Origin of the sequence: Floccifex porci, from assembly GCF_009696175.1 — a bacterium.
GTDB lineage: Bacteria > Bacillota_I > Bacilli_A > Erysipelotrichales > Erysipelotrichaceae > Floccifex > Floccifex porci.
The window spans coordinates 107,187-125,057 of the sequence record NZ_VUMM01000001.1; the positions used below are offsets into that span (position 1 = coordinate 107,187).

Consider the following 17,871-nt stretch of genomic DNA (forward strand, 5'->3'; position numbering starts at 1 on the left):
GAAAGTTATTAAATCCAGTATACGATTTTTTCAAAAGAATGATATGTTTCTCCCGTATATATTTTTTGAATATCTATTTGGGTTATTTTTGTAATTATCTTTATTAAGTTTGTAATGATGTTAGAATAATAACTAAAATTCCTGATGATAAGATGTATGTTGAAGTTCTGTATGATTCTAGATGGGATGATGATTCAAACTTATATTCATTGGGAACTAGGACTACAGCGTATTAGTACATAAATATAAATAATATTGTTTTAAAAAGGAGTCCTAGTGGACATTACGAAAGCAGTGCTTATTACACAAAAATTAATGCAGGCGGAGGTGCGGACTAATTCTTGGACCGGCGATGACAAAGAAAGGCTGTTCATCAGATAATTCGGCATGTGAAGGATTCTTCGGCAGAATGAAAAATGAAATGTTTTATGGTAGAAATTTTGCCGGAGTAACAATTGAAGCATTCATTCAGATTATCAACGATTACATCATATGGTATAATACGAAAAGATTAAAAGCATCGTTGGGTTTTATGAGTCCCATGGAGTACAGAAAAAGTCTGGGATTAGCTTGAAAAAACGGTCCAAGAATTAGTCCGCACTCCCTCTCATAAAAGAAATGCTTAATCTTCTAGTGTAAATCCAAGCAGTTCATCAATAGATATCTTATATAGTCTAGCTAATTCAATAACATATTCAACTTTCATATGTCGGTCACCATTTTCAAGGTAGCTGTAATGTCTTTGGCTTATGCCAAGGTGTTCAGCTACCTTTTTTTGCGTCAATTTGTGTTCTTTTCTTATTTTGTATATATATTTTAAATAGTTCATAAGCTTAATGTATAAAAAATGCGAAATACTTCGAAATAGAGCAAAGGGCATTAAAACTTAATATTTAAACACATAATGAAAAAAAATAAAAATGGTTATAAATAACCATTGACAACACATAAATCACGTATATAATATAATTATCAAATGGTTATCGATAACCAAATCGGAGGTAGTATGCTATATAGAACGTATGATGAATTAACAGAAAAGGAACGTATGGAATTACGTTCTCTAAGAAATCAAGTTTCTTTTTGCTTAAAAGGTGAAGAAAAGAAAAATAGAGTTGCAATCCATTTGGCTTTATATCTTATGTATAAATATGGGAATACAAATGATTGTGTATCATATAAAGAAATCTTTGATGAAGAAAACTATGATATCAAAGCTATTTTAGATGAATATTTTAATGAGAACATCTGGAATGAGTTATGTAGTAGAGGCAATCAGTTTAGTGCTGAAGCTTTCTTTAATGCTTCATTCATGCCAGAAGATTATGATCCAATGAATGGTAACTTTAATACACCATCTTCGATTATAAAATTAGCTAATAGAATTCTTTCTGTGGAAGATGGAGAAACAGTAGCAGAATTCTGCTGTAATAAAGGGGATTTTTTAATTAGTAATTGTTTTGCAGAAAAGAAGTGTAAGTATATTGGTTATGACTTATCTACAGAGTCATGTGCTATTGCGAAGATTAAATCAGCATTACTTGATCATAGTTTTAAAATTGTTCAAAAAAATGTTCTAGACCTAGATTTTGAATTTGAACATGATAAAGTTTTCTCTGATTTTCCATTAGGATTCAGGCTAAACAAATATAACAAAGATAATATGATAACTGAATACAACAAGTTATTTGGAACTGATTTTACAAACATGTCGGATAGTTGGTTATTTGTATTATCAGTATTAAGTACTTTATCTAAAAAAGGGCGTGCAGCTTGTATCATGGTAAATGGACCTTTGTCAAATGCAATTGATAATAAAATTAGAGAATTTTTAATAAAGAATAATTACATTGAAGCAATTGTAGCACTTCCTGCTATGATGTTTGACTATACTGGTATTTCAAGCGCATTGATTGTTTTGAATAAATATAAAAGCGATGAAAAGGTGAAATTTGTAGATGCTTCTAAGTTGTATGTAAAAGGAAGACGTCAAAATGTATTTAGTAAGGAAAACGTTGATGAGATAATCAATATCTACGAAAACGAATCTCAATACAGTAAGTTCATTGAATATGAAAGACTAGTCGAAGAAAATTATTCGTTGAATATAAAAAGATATTTAAAAGAAGAAGTTAAATTTGAGAATCTAACAAAAATTGATGATGTTTTAATCTCAGTAAGACGTGGTGCAACATATTCAGCTGCGCAATTAGATCAAATTAGTTCTACTGAAGAAACAAAATATCAATATTTGATGTTAGGGAATATAAAAAATGGAATGATAGATGATAATTTACCATACATTACAGAAATCAATAAAAAATATGAAAAGTTCTGCTTGAATCATCACAATATTGTTATTTCAAAAAATGGGAAACCTTTTAAAGTTGCTGTAGTTGAAAATTTAGATGAGCGAAAAATACTTGCAAATGGGAATTTGTACATTCTTGAATTAGATGAAGAAAAAATTAACCCGTATTATCTAAAAGCATATTTTGAGAGTGAATATGGTAGTGCAGCATTGAATGCAATTGCAATTGGTTCTACGATTCCAAATATTCCATTAAAAGATTTGAAAGAATTGAAAATACCGTGTCCAGCATTGGAAGAACAGGAAAAGATTGCTTTAAAATACGCAGCACTAGAAGACGAAATCAGAATGTTAAATATAAAATTAGAAAGAGCATATAGTAAACTTAAGGAAGTTTTTATTTCAGAAAGTGAGGACTAGATTTTGTTAAACACATTAGAATTGCTGAATTTAGAAGAAAAACTATTAGTAGAATTCAATGAAAACATGACAGGAATTCTTTCCTTACTAAATAGAAAAGGCCAATTATTTGAATTTCTTGAAATGATAGGACTTGCAGGACTTATCTCTTCACAACCAATATATAGTCCATATAAAACTGGGAAAATTGTTGTAGTTGGAGGTAGTGAAGTAAAAGAGAGTGTATTTGCAGCTGTTGCGAAAGGACTAGGTATTAGCAAAGAACGTTTTGAATTTTGTCTGGACTATGAAAGTGCTCAAAAATACAACTATAAAAAAATGCAATATAATCCAAATTATAGTCTTGTTATATTCGGACCGATTGGTCATTCGGGATATGAAAAAGGTAATTATGGGAGTGTGATTTCTGCTTTAGAAAATAAAGAAGGATATCCACCAATTTTAAAATCGGGAAAAAATGAATTGAAATTAACGAAATCCGGATTCAAAGAATGTTTACTAAATGCTATTGAAAAAGGATATATCTCATAAATTTGTTTCCAAAATATGAGAGACACATATTAAGTCACAATCAGTTAAGATTCGAGTAATAAAATAGAGTATAATATCATTAACTTGAATTCATGAAAAAGGAGAATTAAATATGCCAGAAAAAACAAATGCAAACATTGGATTTGAAAAGCAAATTTGGGATGCTGCATGTGTCTTATGGGGACATATTCCAGCTGCCGAATATAGAAAAGTAATCATAGGACTAATCTTCTTAAAATATATAAGTACTGCTTTTGAAAGAAGATATAACGAATTAGTACAAGAAGGCGATGGATTTGAAGATGACAGAGATGCATATGAAATGGAAAATGTTTTCTTTGTACCAGAAGAAGCTAGATGGAATACTATTGCTGAAGCTGCACATACACCAGAAATTGGTATTGTAATTGACAAAGCAATGAGATCAATCGAAGAAGAAAACAAAGTATTGAAGAATGTATTGCCAAAGAATTATGCTTCTCCAGACCTAGATAAAACAGTTTTAGGAGATGTAGTTGATATTTTTACTAATAATATTGATATGGATGATACTGATGATAGTAAAGATTTATTAGGTAGAACATATGAATATTGCATTCAACAATTTGCTGAAAAAGAAGGTGTAGGTGGAGGAGAATTCTACACACCATCTAGTATTGTAAAAACATTAGTTGAAATACTAAAACCTTTTGCCAACTGTAGAGTATACGACCCAGCTTGTGGATCAGGTGGGATGTTTGTTCAAAGTGAGAAATTTATTCGTGCTCATAGTGGTAAAAGAGATCAAATCTCTGTATATGGTCAAGAAGCAAATGCGGATACATGGAAAATGGCTAAAATCAATATGGCTATTAGAGGTATAGATGCAAACTTTGGACCATATCAAGCAGATACATTTACTAATGATTTACATCCTCAATTAAAAGCTGACTTTATTTTAGCTAATCCACCATTTAACTATCATCCTTGGAACCAAGAAAAGTTAACAGATGATGTTAGATGGAAGTATGGTTTACCACCTGCTGGTAATGCCAACTATGCTTGGATTCAACATATGATTCATCACTTAGCACCAAATGGGAAAATTGGGTTAGTTTTAGCAAATGGTGCTTTATCAACTCAAACATCTGGTGAAGGTGATATCAGAAAGAATATTATCGAAGCAGACTTAGTTGAAGGAATCGTAGCAATGCCTACACAATTATTCTATAGTGTTACAATTCCAGTAACATTATGGTTTATTTCTAAAAATAAAAAACAAAAAGGTAAAACTGTATTTATCGATGCTCGTAAAATGGGACATATGGTGGATAGAAAACATAGAGATTTTACTGATGAAGATATTAAGAAAATAGCAGATACATTTGAAGCTTTCCAAAATGGAACAATGGAAGAAGTTAAAGGTTTCTGTGCTATTGCTGATTTAGAAGAAATAAAAAAACAAGATTATATTCTTACTCCAGGTAGATATGTGGGTATCGAAGAACAAGAAGTTGACGGTGAACCTTTCGAAGAAAAAATGACAAGATTAACATCTGAATTATCTGATTTGTTTATGAAATCTCATGAATTAGAAGAAGAAATTCGTGAGAAATTAGGAGCAATTGGGTATGAAATATAAGTTATCTGACATTTGTGATATTACAATGGGACAGTCACCAAAATCTCAATATTATAATAACAATGGAGTAGGAATGCCGTTTTTACAAGGAAATAGAACTTTTGGTTTTAAATATCCGACTTTTGATACATATACTACTCTTACTACAAAGATAGCTAAGCCTGGTGATGTAATTATGAGCGTAAGAGCTCCTGTGGGAGATTTAAATATTACTCCTATTGAAATGTGCCTTGGCAGAGGTGTTTGTTCGCTTAGAATGAAAAATGGAAATCAGGAATTCTTATACTATTTAATGAAATACTATATTCCACAATTAATTAATAAAGAAAGCGGAACAGTTTTTGGGTCTGTTAATAGAAACGATATTAGTGGATTGGAAGTTGAGATTCCTAATGATAACCAAATTCAACAAAAAATTGCTAGATATTTGACTGTTATTGATCAAAAAATAGAGTTAAATAATCAAATAAACAATAATTTAGCATATTAGATATCTAATTCTGAGACATCAATTTCGCCAGACATTAACTTAGGTAAAAGAGCATCTCTGATTGAAGATAGCTTTTCGATTTCATGTTGATTCTCCTTGATCTTATCGAAAATTGGCTTAGCGATATTGTGAAACTGTTTTAGCTCACTATCAGTAGGTATTATAAACGGCATACCTTTAATGATTTTAGAATTTACAGCTGTAGCTATAGATGAAGTACTGCCCATAGTTTGGTAATTAAAAGATTTAAGATAACAGTATAAGTATTCTGTAATTTCTTTTTTGTCTGTTTTGAAATGAGCAATAGCTTCATTTGTCGCCATTTCACCATCGGTAATTGCTACACGACCGACTGTTAATTTAAAGCTTAACAACACTGTGTTATTTGGTACGATCTTTATATTGTGTCGGCTAGTAGCTTCTTTTGTTAATTGTTCTGAGCTACTATTAATATATAATCCACAATTACCCATATCAGAAATAGATACCCAAGTTATATCATTAGGATTATTGCTGAACCAATGTTGTTCTTTTCTTGGTGGTGTTTTACCAATAGAAACCTTAAAATATTCATCAGCACGACAAGTTATACGTGAATCATTATAAAAATCAACAAAACTATGACGATAAATAGCTTGTATTTGTTCAAATAAATTATTGTTTATATTAATAACTTCTACCAGTGGCAGAAGTTTATTAAAAAGGAGAAGCCACTGAAAAAGTAATTCTCTCTGTACTATAGGAGGATTACATGAAAGAAAAATTAATTATTAGTATTATGCAAGGTATGTTAAGTTCCTTGGATAATAAACAATTAGATATGTTAAGAGAAGTTTTAACAACATCTCTTGAAAAATATGATGTTGTTGAGAATAATTCTCACGCAAATAGTGATTTAACAAATTCTGATATTTTAAATGCATTTATCAATGCAAAAAGAATAGAAGGTTGTTCTGAAAAGTCTTTAAACTACTACGAAGCGACAATCAACAAAATGTTATTAAATATTAATAAAGAGTTGTTACATATAACAACAGATGATCTTAGAGAATATTTAATGACATACCAAAATGAGAAGAAACTAAGCAAAGTTACAGTAGATAATGTTCGTAGAATCTTATCTAGTTTCTTTTCTTGGCTTGAAACTGAAGATTATATTATTAAAAGTCCTATTAGAAGAATTCATAAGATTAAAACTAGTAAAACTGTTAAAGAAACTTTTACTGATGAAGATCTCGAAAAGATGCGTGATAACTGTGAAGAATTAAGAAATCTCGCGATTATTGATTTATTGGCTTCAACAGGTATGCGTGTGGGCGAAATGGTATTGTTAAATAGGAATGATATAGATTTTAATGAGCGAGAATGCATTGTTTTAGGTAAAGGTGATAAAGAACGTATTGTATATTTTGATGCTCAATCAAAATTACATTTAAAACAGTATCTTGAATCTAGAAATGATAACAATGAGGCATTATTCGTAAGTTTAAGAGAACCACATAACCGTTTAAATATTGGTGGTGTAGAAGTAATGCTTCGTAATATAGGACATGAACTCAATATACATAAAGTTCATCCTCATAAGTTTAGAAGAACATTAGCCACTATGGCTATTGATAAAGGGATGCCTATAGAGCAGTTGCAGCATCTGTTAGGTCATCAAAAGATAGATACAACATTGCAATACGCAATGGTAAAGCAAAGTAATGTGAAAATAGCACATAAGAAGTATATAAGTTAGGAGTGAATAAAATGGAATTGAAAAAAACAACTTTAGGAGAGTTATCAGTAGACAATAAAGGATATTATGGTATAGCAGCTTCAGCGGTTGATTACTCTGAAGACTTATATACTTACCTTAGAATAACAGACATTAATGATGATGGAACAATTAATTTTGATGGTTTAAAATCTGTTGATGATGATAAGGCTTCGCAATATTTACTTAAACCAAACGATATAGTTTTTGCAAGAACAGGTGCAAGTACAGGTAGAAATTATTTTTACGATGGATCAGATGGGACTTTTGTATATGCTGGTTTTTTAATAAAATTCAGCATAGACCCAACTAAAGTGAATCCAAAGTTTATTAAGTATTTTTGCCTTTCAGATAAATATAGAGGATGGATTCAATCTTTCACAACAGGAAGTACAAGGGGAAATATAAACGCGAAGACATTAGGTGATATGGTTGTAGAAATACCTCCAAAAGAACAACAAGATAAGATGGTTGAAATTTTGTCTATAATCGACGAAAAAATTAAACTTAATAATAGAATAAACAATAATTTAGAGCAACAAGCCCGTGCTATTTATCAGAATCTGTTTGAAAATATAGATTCATTACCTACGGGATGGAAAAAGGTATCATTGGGCGAAGTTGCAAATATCAGTAACAAAAGTTTTAATCCATTAAAAGAACCTGAAACGTTACTTGAACATTACAGCATTCCTGCATATGATGACACGAAGTTTCCGGTATTTGAATTTTCATCAGAAATCAAGAGCAATAAATTCATCATTGATGATTCATGCTTTATGATTTCAAAACTCAATCCTACGACTAAAAGGGTTTGGAGGCCATATTGTATAACAGACAATGCCGTGTGTTCAACAGAATTTATTGTATATAAAGCCAAAGAAGAATCTATGACAGATTACCTATATTCTGTTATTAATAGTGATACTTTCTCCAATTTTATGTGTAGTCATGTGACTGGATCCACAGGCAGCCGACAGAGAACCACGCCAAAAGACACTTTGTTTTTTGAAGTCATTATACCTACTGAAGAAGAACTGAATACATTTCAAAGTACTGTTGCACCTATATATGCCCAAATGCGCTTTATTGCCATCGAAAACAGTAAATTGAAAGAAATCAGGGATATTCTTCTGCCAAAACTAATGTCTGGCGAGATTGACGTTTCGAATATTTAAGCTGCTAAATTATTGTTTATGAGGCTGATTTAGTTGAATATATGAAAAACATAAAAATGATTAACATTCTATTGGAGGTGTAAAATAATGAATTATGGAAAAGCTATTGAACTGTTCTTGGTAAACGGAACAGCGGAAAGTATTATAACTGCAGAATTATCAAACTGGAATGGTAAAGCGATTAAGATACCAAGAATAGAAGTAAATGAGTGTACTAGAGAAGATATTAATAGTCCAGGGGTATATTTCTTATTTTGCAAAGAAGATGATGGAACGGATTCCGTTTATATAGGAGAATCAGAAAATGTTAAAGAAAGACTTAAACAGCATATTAAAGATTATAATAACGATAAAGAAAAATATTATTGGATTACTGCTGTAGTCTTTACTGGTAGAGATTTAAACAAGGCGTTAATTAGATATTTAGAAGATCGACTAGTACAAATAACTAAAGAATGTAAAAGATATAAAGTTCTTACAAAAAATACATATAGTAATACTGTTTTGAAGGAATCACAAATTTCTGTCATGGAAGAATTCCTTAATAACATTAAAATCCTAATTAATACTTTAGGATTTAAAGTTCTTGAGCCAATTACTCATCAATTGCCTACATCACAAATGGATGATGAGAAATTATACTTTAAATCTGGTAGTGCATATGCTGAAGGTATTGTCACTACTGAAGGGTTCGTAATATTCGCTGGTGCTATTATAAATGAAAAAGTGTCAGAGAAATCATTATCAAAAGGTGCTATAGCTCTTAGAAATAAACTTTTGGCATCTGATTCAGTCAAGGATTATAAAACAGTCAAAGATATATTATTTTCTAGTTCATCAGCAGCTGTTGATTTTGTTGCTGGATATAGTTTAAGTGGCCCAAGAAATTGGAAAAATAAGAATGGTATTACTCTAAAGGAATTAGAGAATAAAGAATAGTCAAATGATAATTTGATTCAAAAGTCAATCTAAGAATAATTCAATAATTTGATTATGTCATTAGTAATGCAATATTATTTATATGAAATATTTGCATTATCGATTATTAAATCAAGTGATAATAATTTTAAAAAGGAGGCGAGATTTTATGGCAGGATTGTTTACTGAAGCAGATTATGAGAATTCGGTTTTAGAATTATTTAAAAACATGAATTGGGATTATGTTTATGGACCTGAAATTGAAAGAGATTTAAAGAGCCCTTTGTATGATTCTGTATTCGAAAATAGTATTAATAGAATTAATCCAACTGTTGACTATAATGGTGTTATGGAAGCCATAAATAAATTCAAAAATTTTGAAAACGGAGATTTAGTATCTAAAAACAAAGTTTTTATGGATTATCTTCAAAATGGTATTCCAGTTAAATACAATAAGAATGGTGAAGAACAATCAACAATTGTATATTTAGTTGATTATGATAACCTTAACAACAACTCTTTCATAGTGGCTAATCAATGGACTTTTATTGAAAATAGTAATAAACGACCTGATATTATATTATTTTTAAATGGTATTCCCGTTGTATTAATAGAATTAAAATCTCCTTCTAGAGATGAAACTGATGCTTCTGAAGCTTATCTTCAAATTAGAAATTATATGCAAGAGATTCCTTCAATGTTTATCTATAATGCTATCTGCGTGTTGAGTGATCAACTTACAAGTAAAGCTGGAACAATTACTTCAGGTGAAGATAGATTTATGGAATGGAAAACTGTAGATGGAAGTTATGAAAACACTCAATATGCTTCATTTGATACGTTTTTTGAAGGTATGTTCCAAAAAGAAAGATTATTAGATATCATTAAAAACTTCATTTGTTTTTCAAATGATGGAAAGAAGAATATCAAAATATTAGCAGGATATCACCAATATTTTGCTGTAAATAAAGCTATTCAATCAACTATTCGTGCAACTGAAACAGATGGTAAAGCTGGTGTTTTCTGGCATACACAAGGTTCAGGTAAATCATTATCAATGGTTTTCTATGCACAGTTATTACAAAAAAATTTAAATTCACCAACTATCGTTGTAATTACTGATAGAAATGATTTAGATGATCAGTTATATTCACAATTTGTTAAATGTAGTGAATTCTTAAGACAAAAACCAATTCAAGCAGAAAGTAGAGTTCATTTAAAGGAATTACTAGCTGGAAGAAAAGCAAATGGTATTATCTTTACAACCATGCAAAAGTTTGAAGAATCATTTGATGTTTTGTCAGATAGAAAGAATATTATAGTTATGAGCGATGAAGCGCATCGTAGTCAATATGGATTAGATGAGCGTGTTAAAATCGTAAAAAATGAAGCTGGAGAAGATGAAGCAAAGATAGTTATTGGTACAGCTCGTATTATTAGAAATAGTTTACCTAATGCATCATATATTGGATTTACTGGTACACCAATTTCAACTAAAGATAGATCAACTAGAGAGGTATTTGGTAATTATATTGATATTTATGATATGACTCAGGCTGTAGAGGATGGTGCTACTAGACCTGTATATTATGAAAGTAGAGTTATTAAGTTAAAACTTGATGAAGAAACAATTCGATTAATTGATCAAGAATATGAAATAATGGGTGAAAATGCTAATCCAGCAGTTATTGAAAAGAGTAAAAAGCAATTAGGGCGTATGGAAGCAGTGCTTGGAGCTGATGAAACCATTGATTCATTAGTCACAGACATTATAGATCATTACGAAAATAATAGAATGAATTTATTGACTGGTAAAGCCATGATTGTTGCTTATTCTAGACCAATTGCATTGAAGATATATCATAAAATATTAGAATTACGGCCTACATGGAAAGAAAAGATTGGTGTTGTAATGACATCAAGTAATAAAGATCCAGAAGAGTGGCGTGAAATCATTGGTAATAAAGCACATAAAGAAGAGATGGCAATTAAATTCAAAGATAATGACGATCCACTTAAGATTGCTATTGTCGTAGATATGTGGCTAACAGGATTTGATGTACCTTCATTATCAACAATGTATGTTTATAAACCTATGAGCGGACATAATTTAATGCAAGCTATTGCACGTGTTAATCGTGTTTATAAAGATAAAGAAGGTGGACTTGTTGTAGACTATGTTGGTATTGCCAATGCATTAAAACAAGCAATGAATGATTATACAGCAAGAGATAAAAATAGATATGGTGATCCTGATATAGGTAAGATCGCATATCCTAAATTCTTAGAAAAGCTTGAAATTTGTAGAGATTTATTCCATGGATTTGATTATTACTTATTTGAAAATGGAACAGATTTGGAAAGAGCTAAGACAATCAGTGGTGGTGTAAACTTTATTGTTGCTGCTAACAAAAAAGAAGAAAAAGAAATCTTTATCAAAGAAGCATATGCTTTACATCAAGCGTTATCACTATGTTCATCGCTTGTTGAACCTGAACTAAGATTAGAAGCTGCTTTCTTTGAATCAGTGCGTGTATTAGTTATGCGTTTAATGGATAAAGGTGGAAGGGGAACTATCTCTTTACCCGAAATGAATAAACGTATTAACGAGTTATTAAAACAAAGCATAAAGAGTGAAGGTGTTATTAATTTATTCTCTGATGTGCACGAAGAATTCTCTTTATTCGATCCTAAGTTCTTAGATGAAATCTCAAAGATGAAAGAAAAGAACTTGGCTTTAGAATTATTAAGAAGCTTGATTGCAGATCAATTAAAGATTTATCGAAGAACAAATGTAGTTAAATCTGAAAAATTCTCTGAAATCATTCAAAGAACTATTAATGCATATTTGAACGGTATGTTGAGCAATGAAGAAGTTATTCAAGAATTATTAAAACTTGCAGATCAAATTAAGAAAGGCAAAGATCAAGGAAATTCTTTAGGATTAACTGATGAAGAACTAGCTTTCTATGATGCGTTGACAAAACCAGAAGCTATTAAAGATTTCTATGAAAATAAAGAATTAATAGCATTAACTAAAGAACTTACTGAAACATTGCGTAATAGTAAAACTGTCGACTGGCAAAAGAAAAATAGTGCCAGAGCAAGAATGAGAATGATTATTAAGAAATTATTAAAGAAGTACAAGTATCCACCAGAAGGTATGGAAGACGCTTTAAAAACAGTTATGGTTCAATGTGAATTATGGACAGATAACTTACAATTATAATTAACAGATAACTTACAATTATAATTAAAAGGAGTAATCAACTATGTCAGAAATAAAATTAGTTGAAATGAAAAGTGAAAAAGAATCATATTCAGATGACGATCTTTATAATATTAGTTCTTGGGGAGTGGATATGACTTTTAGAGAATTAATAGCTATGTATGAAGAAGGAGATCTTTTAAAACCTGAATTGCAGAGAAAATATGTTTGGAATAAAAATGAGGCGAGTAGATTTATAGATTCTATCTTGTTGGGATTACCAATACCTAGTATATTTTTAGCTAAAGAAAAGAATGGTGTTCAACTTATTGTAGATGGATATCAACGTATTATGACTGTATACGATTATGTAAAAGGAATTTTTTCACAAGATAATAAGGTATTTAAATTATCAAATCAAGATAATATTAATCCTAGATGGAGAAACAAAGCTTTTATGGAGTTGACAGTTGAGGAGCAAAGAAGAATCCGCACTACCGCAATTCATGCCATAATTTTTGAACAGAAATATCCAAATAATGATACTGGAATGTTCCAAGTATTTGAAAGAATAAATACTGGTGGAAGAACACTAAAACCGCAAGAAATAAGGAATTGCGTTTACCAAGGATCATTTAATTCACTATTATTTGAGCTTAATCAAGATAAAATGTGGAGAAATCTAATTGCAAAAGAAGAAGATGCAAGAATGGCTGATTTAGAATTAATTCTGCGATTTTTTGCGTTGAAGGATTTGTATTCAAATAATCCAGATAGTACACAAATTAATTTGGTTAAATATTTAAATAAATATATGGGGCAAGTAAAAGATTCTTCTGAATTAGAAATACTTGATTTTAAAAGAGTGTTTACAGATGCAGTATGCTTGTTAAGTAATGATATTGGTAAAGATGTTTTCAGAAACTTAAAAAAAGATAGTAAAAAATTTACTACAAAAATTAGTCCAGCTATTTATGACGCGGTTATGATTGCAACGGCTTTATCTCTAAAAGAAAATAATAATGTCCATACATCTATTGAAAAATATGTTGAGCTATTAGAAAATCAAGAATTCATTGAATCAACAACACAACGAACTACGAACGTTGAAAATATTAATAAGAGAATAAATAAAGCAAAGGCGATACTATTTGGTTAATTATGAAAGAAGAATTAAAGAATATTTTGGATGATGTTGAAACTGAGCTGTTAAACATACAAACGTGGATTAATGGGAATAAAATGGATTCAAATGTTAGATATCTTAATTATTATTCCGTTATTAGAGCCTCGGGTACAATAGAGCAAGTTATGAAATCTATGATTTATGAGAAGTTGACTGAAAATGCATCTGAAGAAACAAAAAAGTATTTGGAAATTAATATTTTAGAAAGCTCGGCCAATCCATCCACTGGAGTGATTAGCAATTATCTGCAATCATTAAATAAGAATTGGAAACAAGACTTTGATAATTATTTGCAAGCAAACAATGATAAAAAGTCAGATCTTAATTCTTTGGTTAAATTAAGAAACACTTTTGCTCATGGCAATAGTTTTAGCATAGGTATTGATACCGTCATAATGTATTACAGATCTGGTTGTAGTATATTAGATAATCTATATCAGATAATATATTAATTGAGTTAGTTAATTCCAAATTTAAATTAAACAATTCTGTCATACATAGCGTAAATATAAATCGTATTCTAGTGGTGTAAATAGAAATCAAACCTTTCCCCTTACACCCAAAATATGGTTTCTATTTCGAATTAGCAACTGAGATCCTTTATAGGGTCTCTTTAAACGTTTGGATCCTTAATAACACGTGGCCTTTTTATATTATCGGTTCTAAAAGCCAGGATGGCTTTTTTTTTACTTTTGTGTATACTAATAGTATGGAAATTGTGATTATTAATGAAGCAAAAGATAAAAGTATTTATCGTTATAAAAAAGATTATGAATTGATATTTTCTAAAGCTCTAAACTTGTTAGATCGAAATATAAATTCCTGCTGTTCGGTAATATTTGTAACACCTGAAAGAATTCATGAAATCAATAGAGAGTATCGAAATATAGATCGAAGTACAGATGTGATCAGTTTTGCCCTTCAGGATGAGCAAGATGCATTTGAAATTGAAGAAGTGGAAGAAGAACTGGGAGATATCTTTATCAATGTACAGGCTATAAGAGATCAGGCAAAAGAATACGGTCATTCCAATCGAAGAGAAGCATGTTTCTTATTCTGTCATGGTATTTTACATTTATTAGGATATGATCATATGACAAAAGAAGAAGAAAAAGAAATGTTTTCTTTGCAGGATCAGATTTTAGATGACATAGTAAAACGATAGAAGGGAGATTTTATGGAGTACCGTTCAGGATTTATAGCCATTGTGGGTAGGCCCAATGCTGGAAAAAGTACATTGTTGAATGCTATATTAAAAGAAAAAATAGCGATTATGTCGGATAAACCAAATACGACAAGAAATAATATTTCAGGTATCCTAACAAAAGAAGAAGCACAATATATTTTTGTGGATACACCAGGAATTCATAAACCACAGCAGCAGCTGGGAAGGGTCTTAAATAAAAATGCATATACAGCTATGGAAGATTGTGACTGTATTGGATGGATCATTGATGTGACACAGGATTTTGGTTCAGGAGATGAATTTATTTTAAAACGAATTCAGTCACTTCACAAAGCAGTTATTTTAATTGTGAACAAAGTTGACTGTATTTCAAAAGAAGATTTATTACAACGTTTACTGGATTGGCAATCCCGTTATCCTTTTAATGAAATTGTTCCCGTTTCCGCTTTAAAGAAAAATAATATTGATGAATTGCTGCATGTATTCTATCAATACATACCAGAAGGTCCTCAACTGTTTCCAGAGGAAATGAAATGCGATCATGATTTAAATTTTCAGATGTGTGAAATCGTAAGAGAAAAAATCTTATTTAAAACAAGAGAAGAAATTCCTCATAGTGTTGCGGTTTTATTGGAATCAAAAGAATATGTTGACAATAAACTGAATTTAAAAATGATGATTGTAGTGGATCGTGATTCTCAGAAAGGAATTTTAATTGGTAAACAGGGAAGCATGATCCGTTCCATTCGTTTAGCTGCTCAAAAAGAATTGTCTAAAAAATGCAACTGTAAAGTAGAGCTTGAACTGTATGTACGGGTGGAAAAAAATTGGCGTAATCATGAAAGAAAAATAAAAGAATTTGGATTGGATGAATTGAATGAAGACTTCAATTGATGAAATCAAAGGCATTATATTATCTATAAATGAGTATAAAGAATATGATTCAATTGTAAAGATGGTCACTGAAAATAAAATTATAGATTTTATTGCTAAAGGAGTATTAAAACAGACATCTAAAAATCGAATGCTATGTCAGCCCTTTTCGTATGTATCTTTACAGCTGACCCATACTTCTTTTCCCGTTCTGATAACAGGAAATGTGATTCAATCTTATTATAAAATCAGTCAGGATTTAATGAATCAGGCAATATGCAATTGTTTATGTGATTTACTATTGCATACCGAAATTGATTTAAATTTATTTCATCTTTTTGATCAGGTATTACATCGTTTTCATATAGATGACAAGAAAAAATATACTTTGGCATGTATGTTTATAAAAGATATTTTAATTAAAGATGGATTTTCAATGCATGTAAACGACTGTATATTATGTCATACAAAAAAGAATTTAGAAACGATTTCTATAAAAGATGGTGGCTTTTTGTGTCATAACTGTAATCAGGGAAAATATAAAAAGATGCATAAAGATGAACTGATACAATATTATTCCTTATTTCAATATAAAGAAGAAAAATCAGAAGAATTTATTAATTATTATACATTTTCTTTTGATCAGATGTTTTATTTAATGGAGTGGTATTGTTTGCATGAACAGATTCATTTAAAATCATTTCAGTTTTTACAGGAAATACGTTATCTGTAAATCTAGAGGGATACCCTTTAGATTTTTTTTCTTTTAGGTTATAATATAGTTTGAAATTGCAGGAGGATATATATGAGTCAGAAATCATTTAATGAAGTAGTAGCCCATATGAAAAATTCAGGATTTGTTTATCAGGGATCAGAAATATATGGCGGTTTAGCAAATACATGGGACTTTGGTCCGTTAGGAATTGAATTAAAAAACAATATTAAAAATGCATGGTGGAAACGTTTTATACAGGAAGATCCAAATAATTGTGGACTTCAAAGTGCGATTTTGATGAATCCAAATGTCTGGGTTGCCAGTGGACACGTGGGTGGTTTTAGTGATCCATTGATGGATTGTAAAGAATGTAAATCCAGACATCGTGCCGATCAGCTGATTGAAGAAGCAACCAATCATGAAGTCAGCTGTGGAGGATGGACAAATGAAGAAATGGAAACATATATTAAAGAACATGATATCTGCTGTCCAAAATGTGGAGCAAAAAACTTTACGGAAATTCGTCAGTTTAATTTAATGTTTAAAACATTCCAGGGTGTTTTAGAAGATGCTAAGAGCACAATTTATTTACGTCCAGAAACTGCACAGGGGATTTTTGTGAACTTTAAAAATGTACAGAGATCTATGCGAAAAAAATTACCATTTGGAATTGGGCAGATTGGAAAAAGCTTTAGAAATGAAATTACACCAGGAAACTTTATTTTCCGTACACGTGAATTTGAACAGATGGAACTGGAATTTTTTTGCAAACCAGGTACAGAATTGGATTGGTTTGATTATTACCGAACAAATTGTGTAAAATTCTTAAAAGATCTGGGATTAAAAGAAGAAAATATTCGTTTACGTGATCATGACCCTGAAGAATTGGCTCATTATTCCAATGCGACAACAGATATTGAATATATGTTTGGAGATCCAATTGACTGGGGTGAACTATGGGGAATTGCTTCCCGTACGGATTTTGATTTAAAAGCACACCAGGAAACATCTAAACAAAGTATGGAATATTTTGATCAGGAAACAAATGAAAAATACATTCCATATGTGATTGAACCAAGTGTAGGAGTGGAACGTTTAATTTTAGCTGTTATGTGTGAAGCTTATACAGTTGAACAACTGGAAAAAGAAGAGCGAACAGTGTTAAAACTGCATCCTTATTTAGCTCCATATAAAGTTGCGATCCTTCCATTAACAAAGAAATTAAGTGATAAAGCCAATGAAGTATTTGCCAATTGTGCAAAAGAATTCACTTGTACATTTGATGAAGCAGGTAATATTGGAAAACGTTATCGTAGACAGGATGCGATAGGTACACCATATTGTGTGACTATCGATTATGAAACAGAAAAAGATGGATGTGTAACGGTTCGAAATCGTGACACTATGGAACAGGTTCGTGTTCCATTGGAAAAACTGACAGATTATATTAAAGAACGCATTCGTTTTTAAAAAGG

General features: G+C 30.5%; 16 protein-coding genes and 1 pseudogene. 15 read left to right on the forward strand and 2 right to left on the reverse strand.

Features of this window, described 5'->3' with window-relative positions; translation table 11 throughout:
* Positions 1-349: 349 nt before the first annotated feature.
* Positions 350-574 (forward strand): annotated as a pseudogene (locus FYJ50_RS00465) (IS3 family transposase); the annotation flags it as partial.
* Positions 575-622: 48 nt separating this feature from the next.
* On the opposite strand, the gene FYJ50_RS00470 reads toward FYJ50_RS00465, so the two are convergent.
* Complete coding sequence (locus FYJ50_RS00470; RefSeq protein ID WP_154459075.1) at positions 623-829, reverse strand: helix-turn-helix domain-containing protein; 207 nt, start codon at positions 827-829, stop codon at positions 623-625.
* A gap of 147 nt (positions 830-976) precedes the next feature.
* On the opposite strand from FYJ50_RS00470, the gene FYJ50_RS00475 reads away from it, so the two are divergent.
* The 4 genes from FYJ50_RS00475 (at position 977) to FYJ50_RS00490 (ending at position 5,373) form a co-directional block, all read left to right on the forward strand.
* Positions 977-2,731 (forward strand): N-6 DNA methylase, encoded by a 1,755-nt coding sequence (locus FYJ50_RS00475; RefSeq protein ID WP_154459076.1) that lies wholly within the window; start codon positions 977-979, stop codon positions 2,729-2,731.
* Positions 2,732-2,734: 3 nt separating this feature from the next.
* On the forward strand, positions 2,735-3,262 hold the full coding sequence (locus FYJ50_RS00480) for a hypothetical protein (RefSeq protein ID WP_154459077.1): 528 nt from the start codon (positions 2,735-2,737) through the stop codon (positions 3,260-3,262).
* Between the two features lie 112 nt (positions 3,263-3,374).
* Positions 3,375-4,883, forward strand: coding sequence for a type I restriction-modification system subunit M (locus FYJ50_RS00485; RefSeq protein WP_154459078.1), 1,509 nt, complete (start codon positions 3,375-3,377; stop codon positions 4,881-4,883).
* The gene (locus tag FYJ50_RS00490) at positions 4,873-5,373 is read left to right on the forward strand and encodes a restriction endonuclease subunit S (protein WP_154459079.1); all 501 of its coding nucleotides are present in this window, start codon (positions 4,873-4,875) and stop codon (positions 5,371-5,373) included. The genes FYJ50_RS00485 and FYJ50_RS00490 overlap by 11 nt, the downstream gene beginning before the upstream one ends.
* Here the strand turns inward: FYJ50_RS00490 and FYJ50_RS00495 are convergent.
* Positions 5,370-6,137: a restriction endonuclease subunit S gene (locus FYJ50_RS00495; RefSeq protein WP_338082978.1), complete on the reverse strand. Its 768-nt coding sequence runs from the start codon at positions 6,135-6,137 to the stop codon at positions 5,370-5,372. The genes FYJ50_RS00490 and FYJ50_RS00495 overlap by 4 nt on opposite strands.
* Here FYJ50_RS00495 and xerA point away from each other — a divergent pair.
* The 10 genes from xerA to FYJ50_RS00545 all read left to right on the forward strand — a co-directional run bounded on the left by xerA (position 6,125) and on the right by FYJ50_RS00545 (position 17,866).
* Positions 6,125-7,114 (forward strand): site-specific tyrosine recombinase/integron integrase, encoded by a 990-nt coding sequence (xerA, locus tag FYJ50_RS00500; protein WP_154459081.1) that lies wholly within the window; start codon positions 6,125-6,127, stop codon positions 7,112-7,114. The genes FYJ50_RS00495 and xerA overlap by 13 nt on opposite strands.
* An 11-nt stretch (positions 7,115-7,125) precedes the next feature.
* Positions 7,126-8,310, forward strand: coding sequence for a restriction endonuclease subunit S (locus tag FYJ50_RS00505; protein WP_154459082.1), 1,185 nt, complete (start codon positions 7,126-7,128; stop codon positions 8,308-8,310).
* An 87-nt stretch (positions 8,311-8,397) separates the two neighbouring features.
* A complete protein-coding gene (locus tag FYJ50_RS00510) occupies positions 8,398-9,249 on the forward strand; it encodes a GIY-YIG nuclease family protein (RefSeq protein WP_154459083.1) in 852 nt (283 codons plus the stop codon).
* 148 nt (positions 9,250-9,397) lie between these two features.
* Positions 9,398-12,457, forward strand: coding sequence for a type I restriction endonuclease subunit R (locus FYJ50_RS00515; protein WP_154459084.1), 3,060 nt, complete (start codon positions 9,398-9,400; stop codon positions 12,455-12,457).
* A 43-nt stretch (positions 12,458-12,500) separates the two neighbouring features.
* Positions 12,501-13,595 (forward strand): GmrSD restriction endonuclease domain-containing protein, encoded by a 1,095-nt coding sequence (locus FYJ50_RS00520; RefSeq protein ID WP_154459085.1) that lies wholly within the window; start codon positions 12,501-12,503, stop codon positions 13,593-13,595.
* Between the two features lie 2 nt (positions 13,596-13,597).
* The gene (locus FYJ50_RS00525; protein WP_154459086.1) at positions 13,598-14,074 is read left to right on the forward strand and encodes a HEPN domain-containing protein; all 477 of its coding nucleotides are present in this window, start codon (positions 13,598-13,600) and stop codon (positions 14,072-14,074) included.
* Positions 14,075-14,331: 257 nt separating this feature from the next.
* Positions 14,332-14,787: an rRNA maturation RNase YbeY gene (gene ybeY / locus FYJ50_RS00530; RefSeq protein WP_154459087.1), complete on the forward strand. Its 456-nt coding sequence runs from the start codon at positions 14,332-14,334 to the stop codon at positions 14,785-14,787.
* A gap of 12 nt (positions 14,788-14,799) precedes the next feature.
* Complete coding sequence (era, locus tag FYJ50_RS00535; protein WP_154459088.1) at positions 14,800-15,702, forward strand: GTPase Era; 903 nt, start codon at positions 14,800-14,802, stop codon at positions 15,700-15,702.
* Positions 15,686-16,414 (forward strand): DNA repair protein RecO, encoded by a 729-nt coding sequence (gene recO, locus FYJ50_RS00540; RefSeq protein WP_154459089.1) that lies wholly within the window; start codon positions 15,686-15,688, stop codon positions 16,412-16,414. Before era ends, recO begins: the two co-directional genes overlap by 17 nt.
* A 72-nt stretch (positions 16,415-16,486) precedes the next feature.
* Complete coding sequence (locus FYJ50_RS00545) at positions 16,487-17,866, forward strand: glycine--tRNA ligase (protein WP_154459090.1); 1,380 nt, start codon at positions 16,487-16,489, stop codon at positions 17,864-17,866.
* Positions 17,867-17,871: the final 5 nt, after the last annotated feature.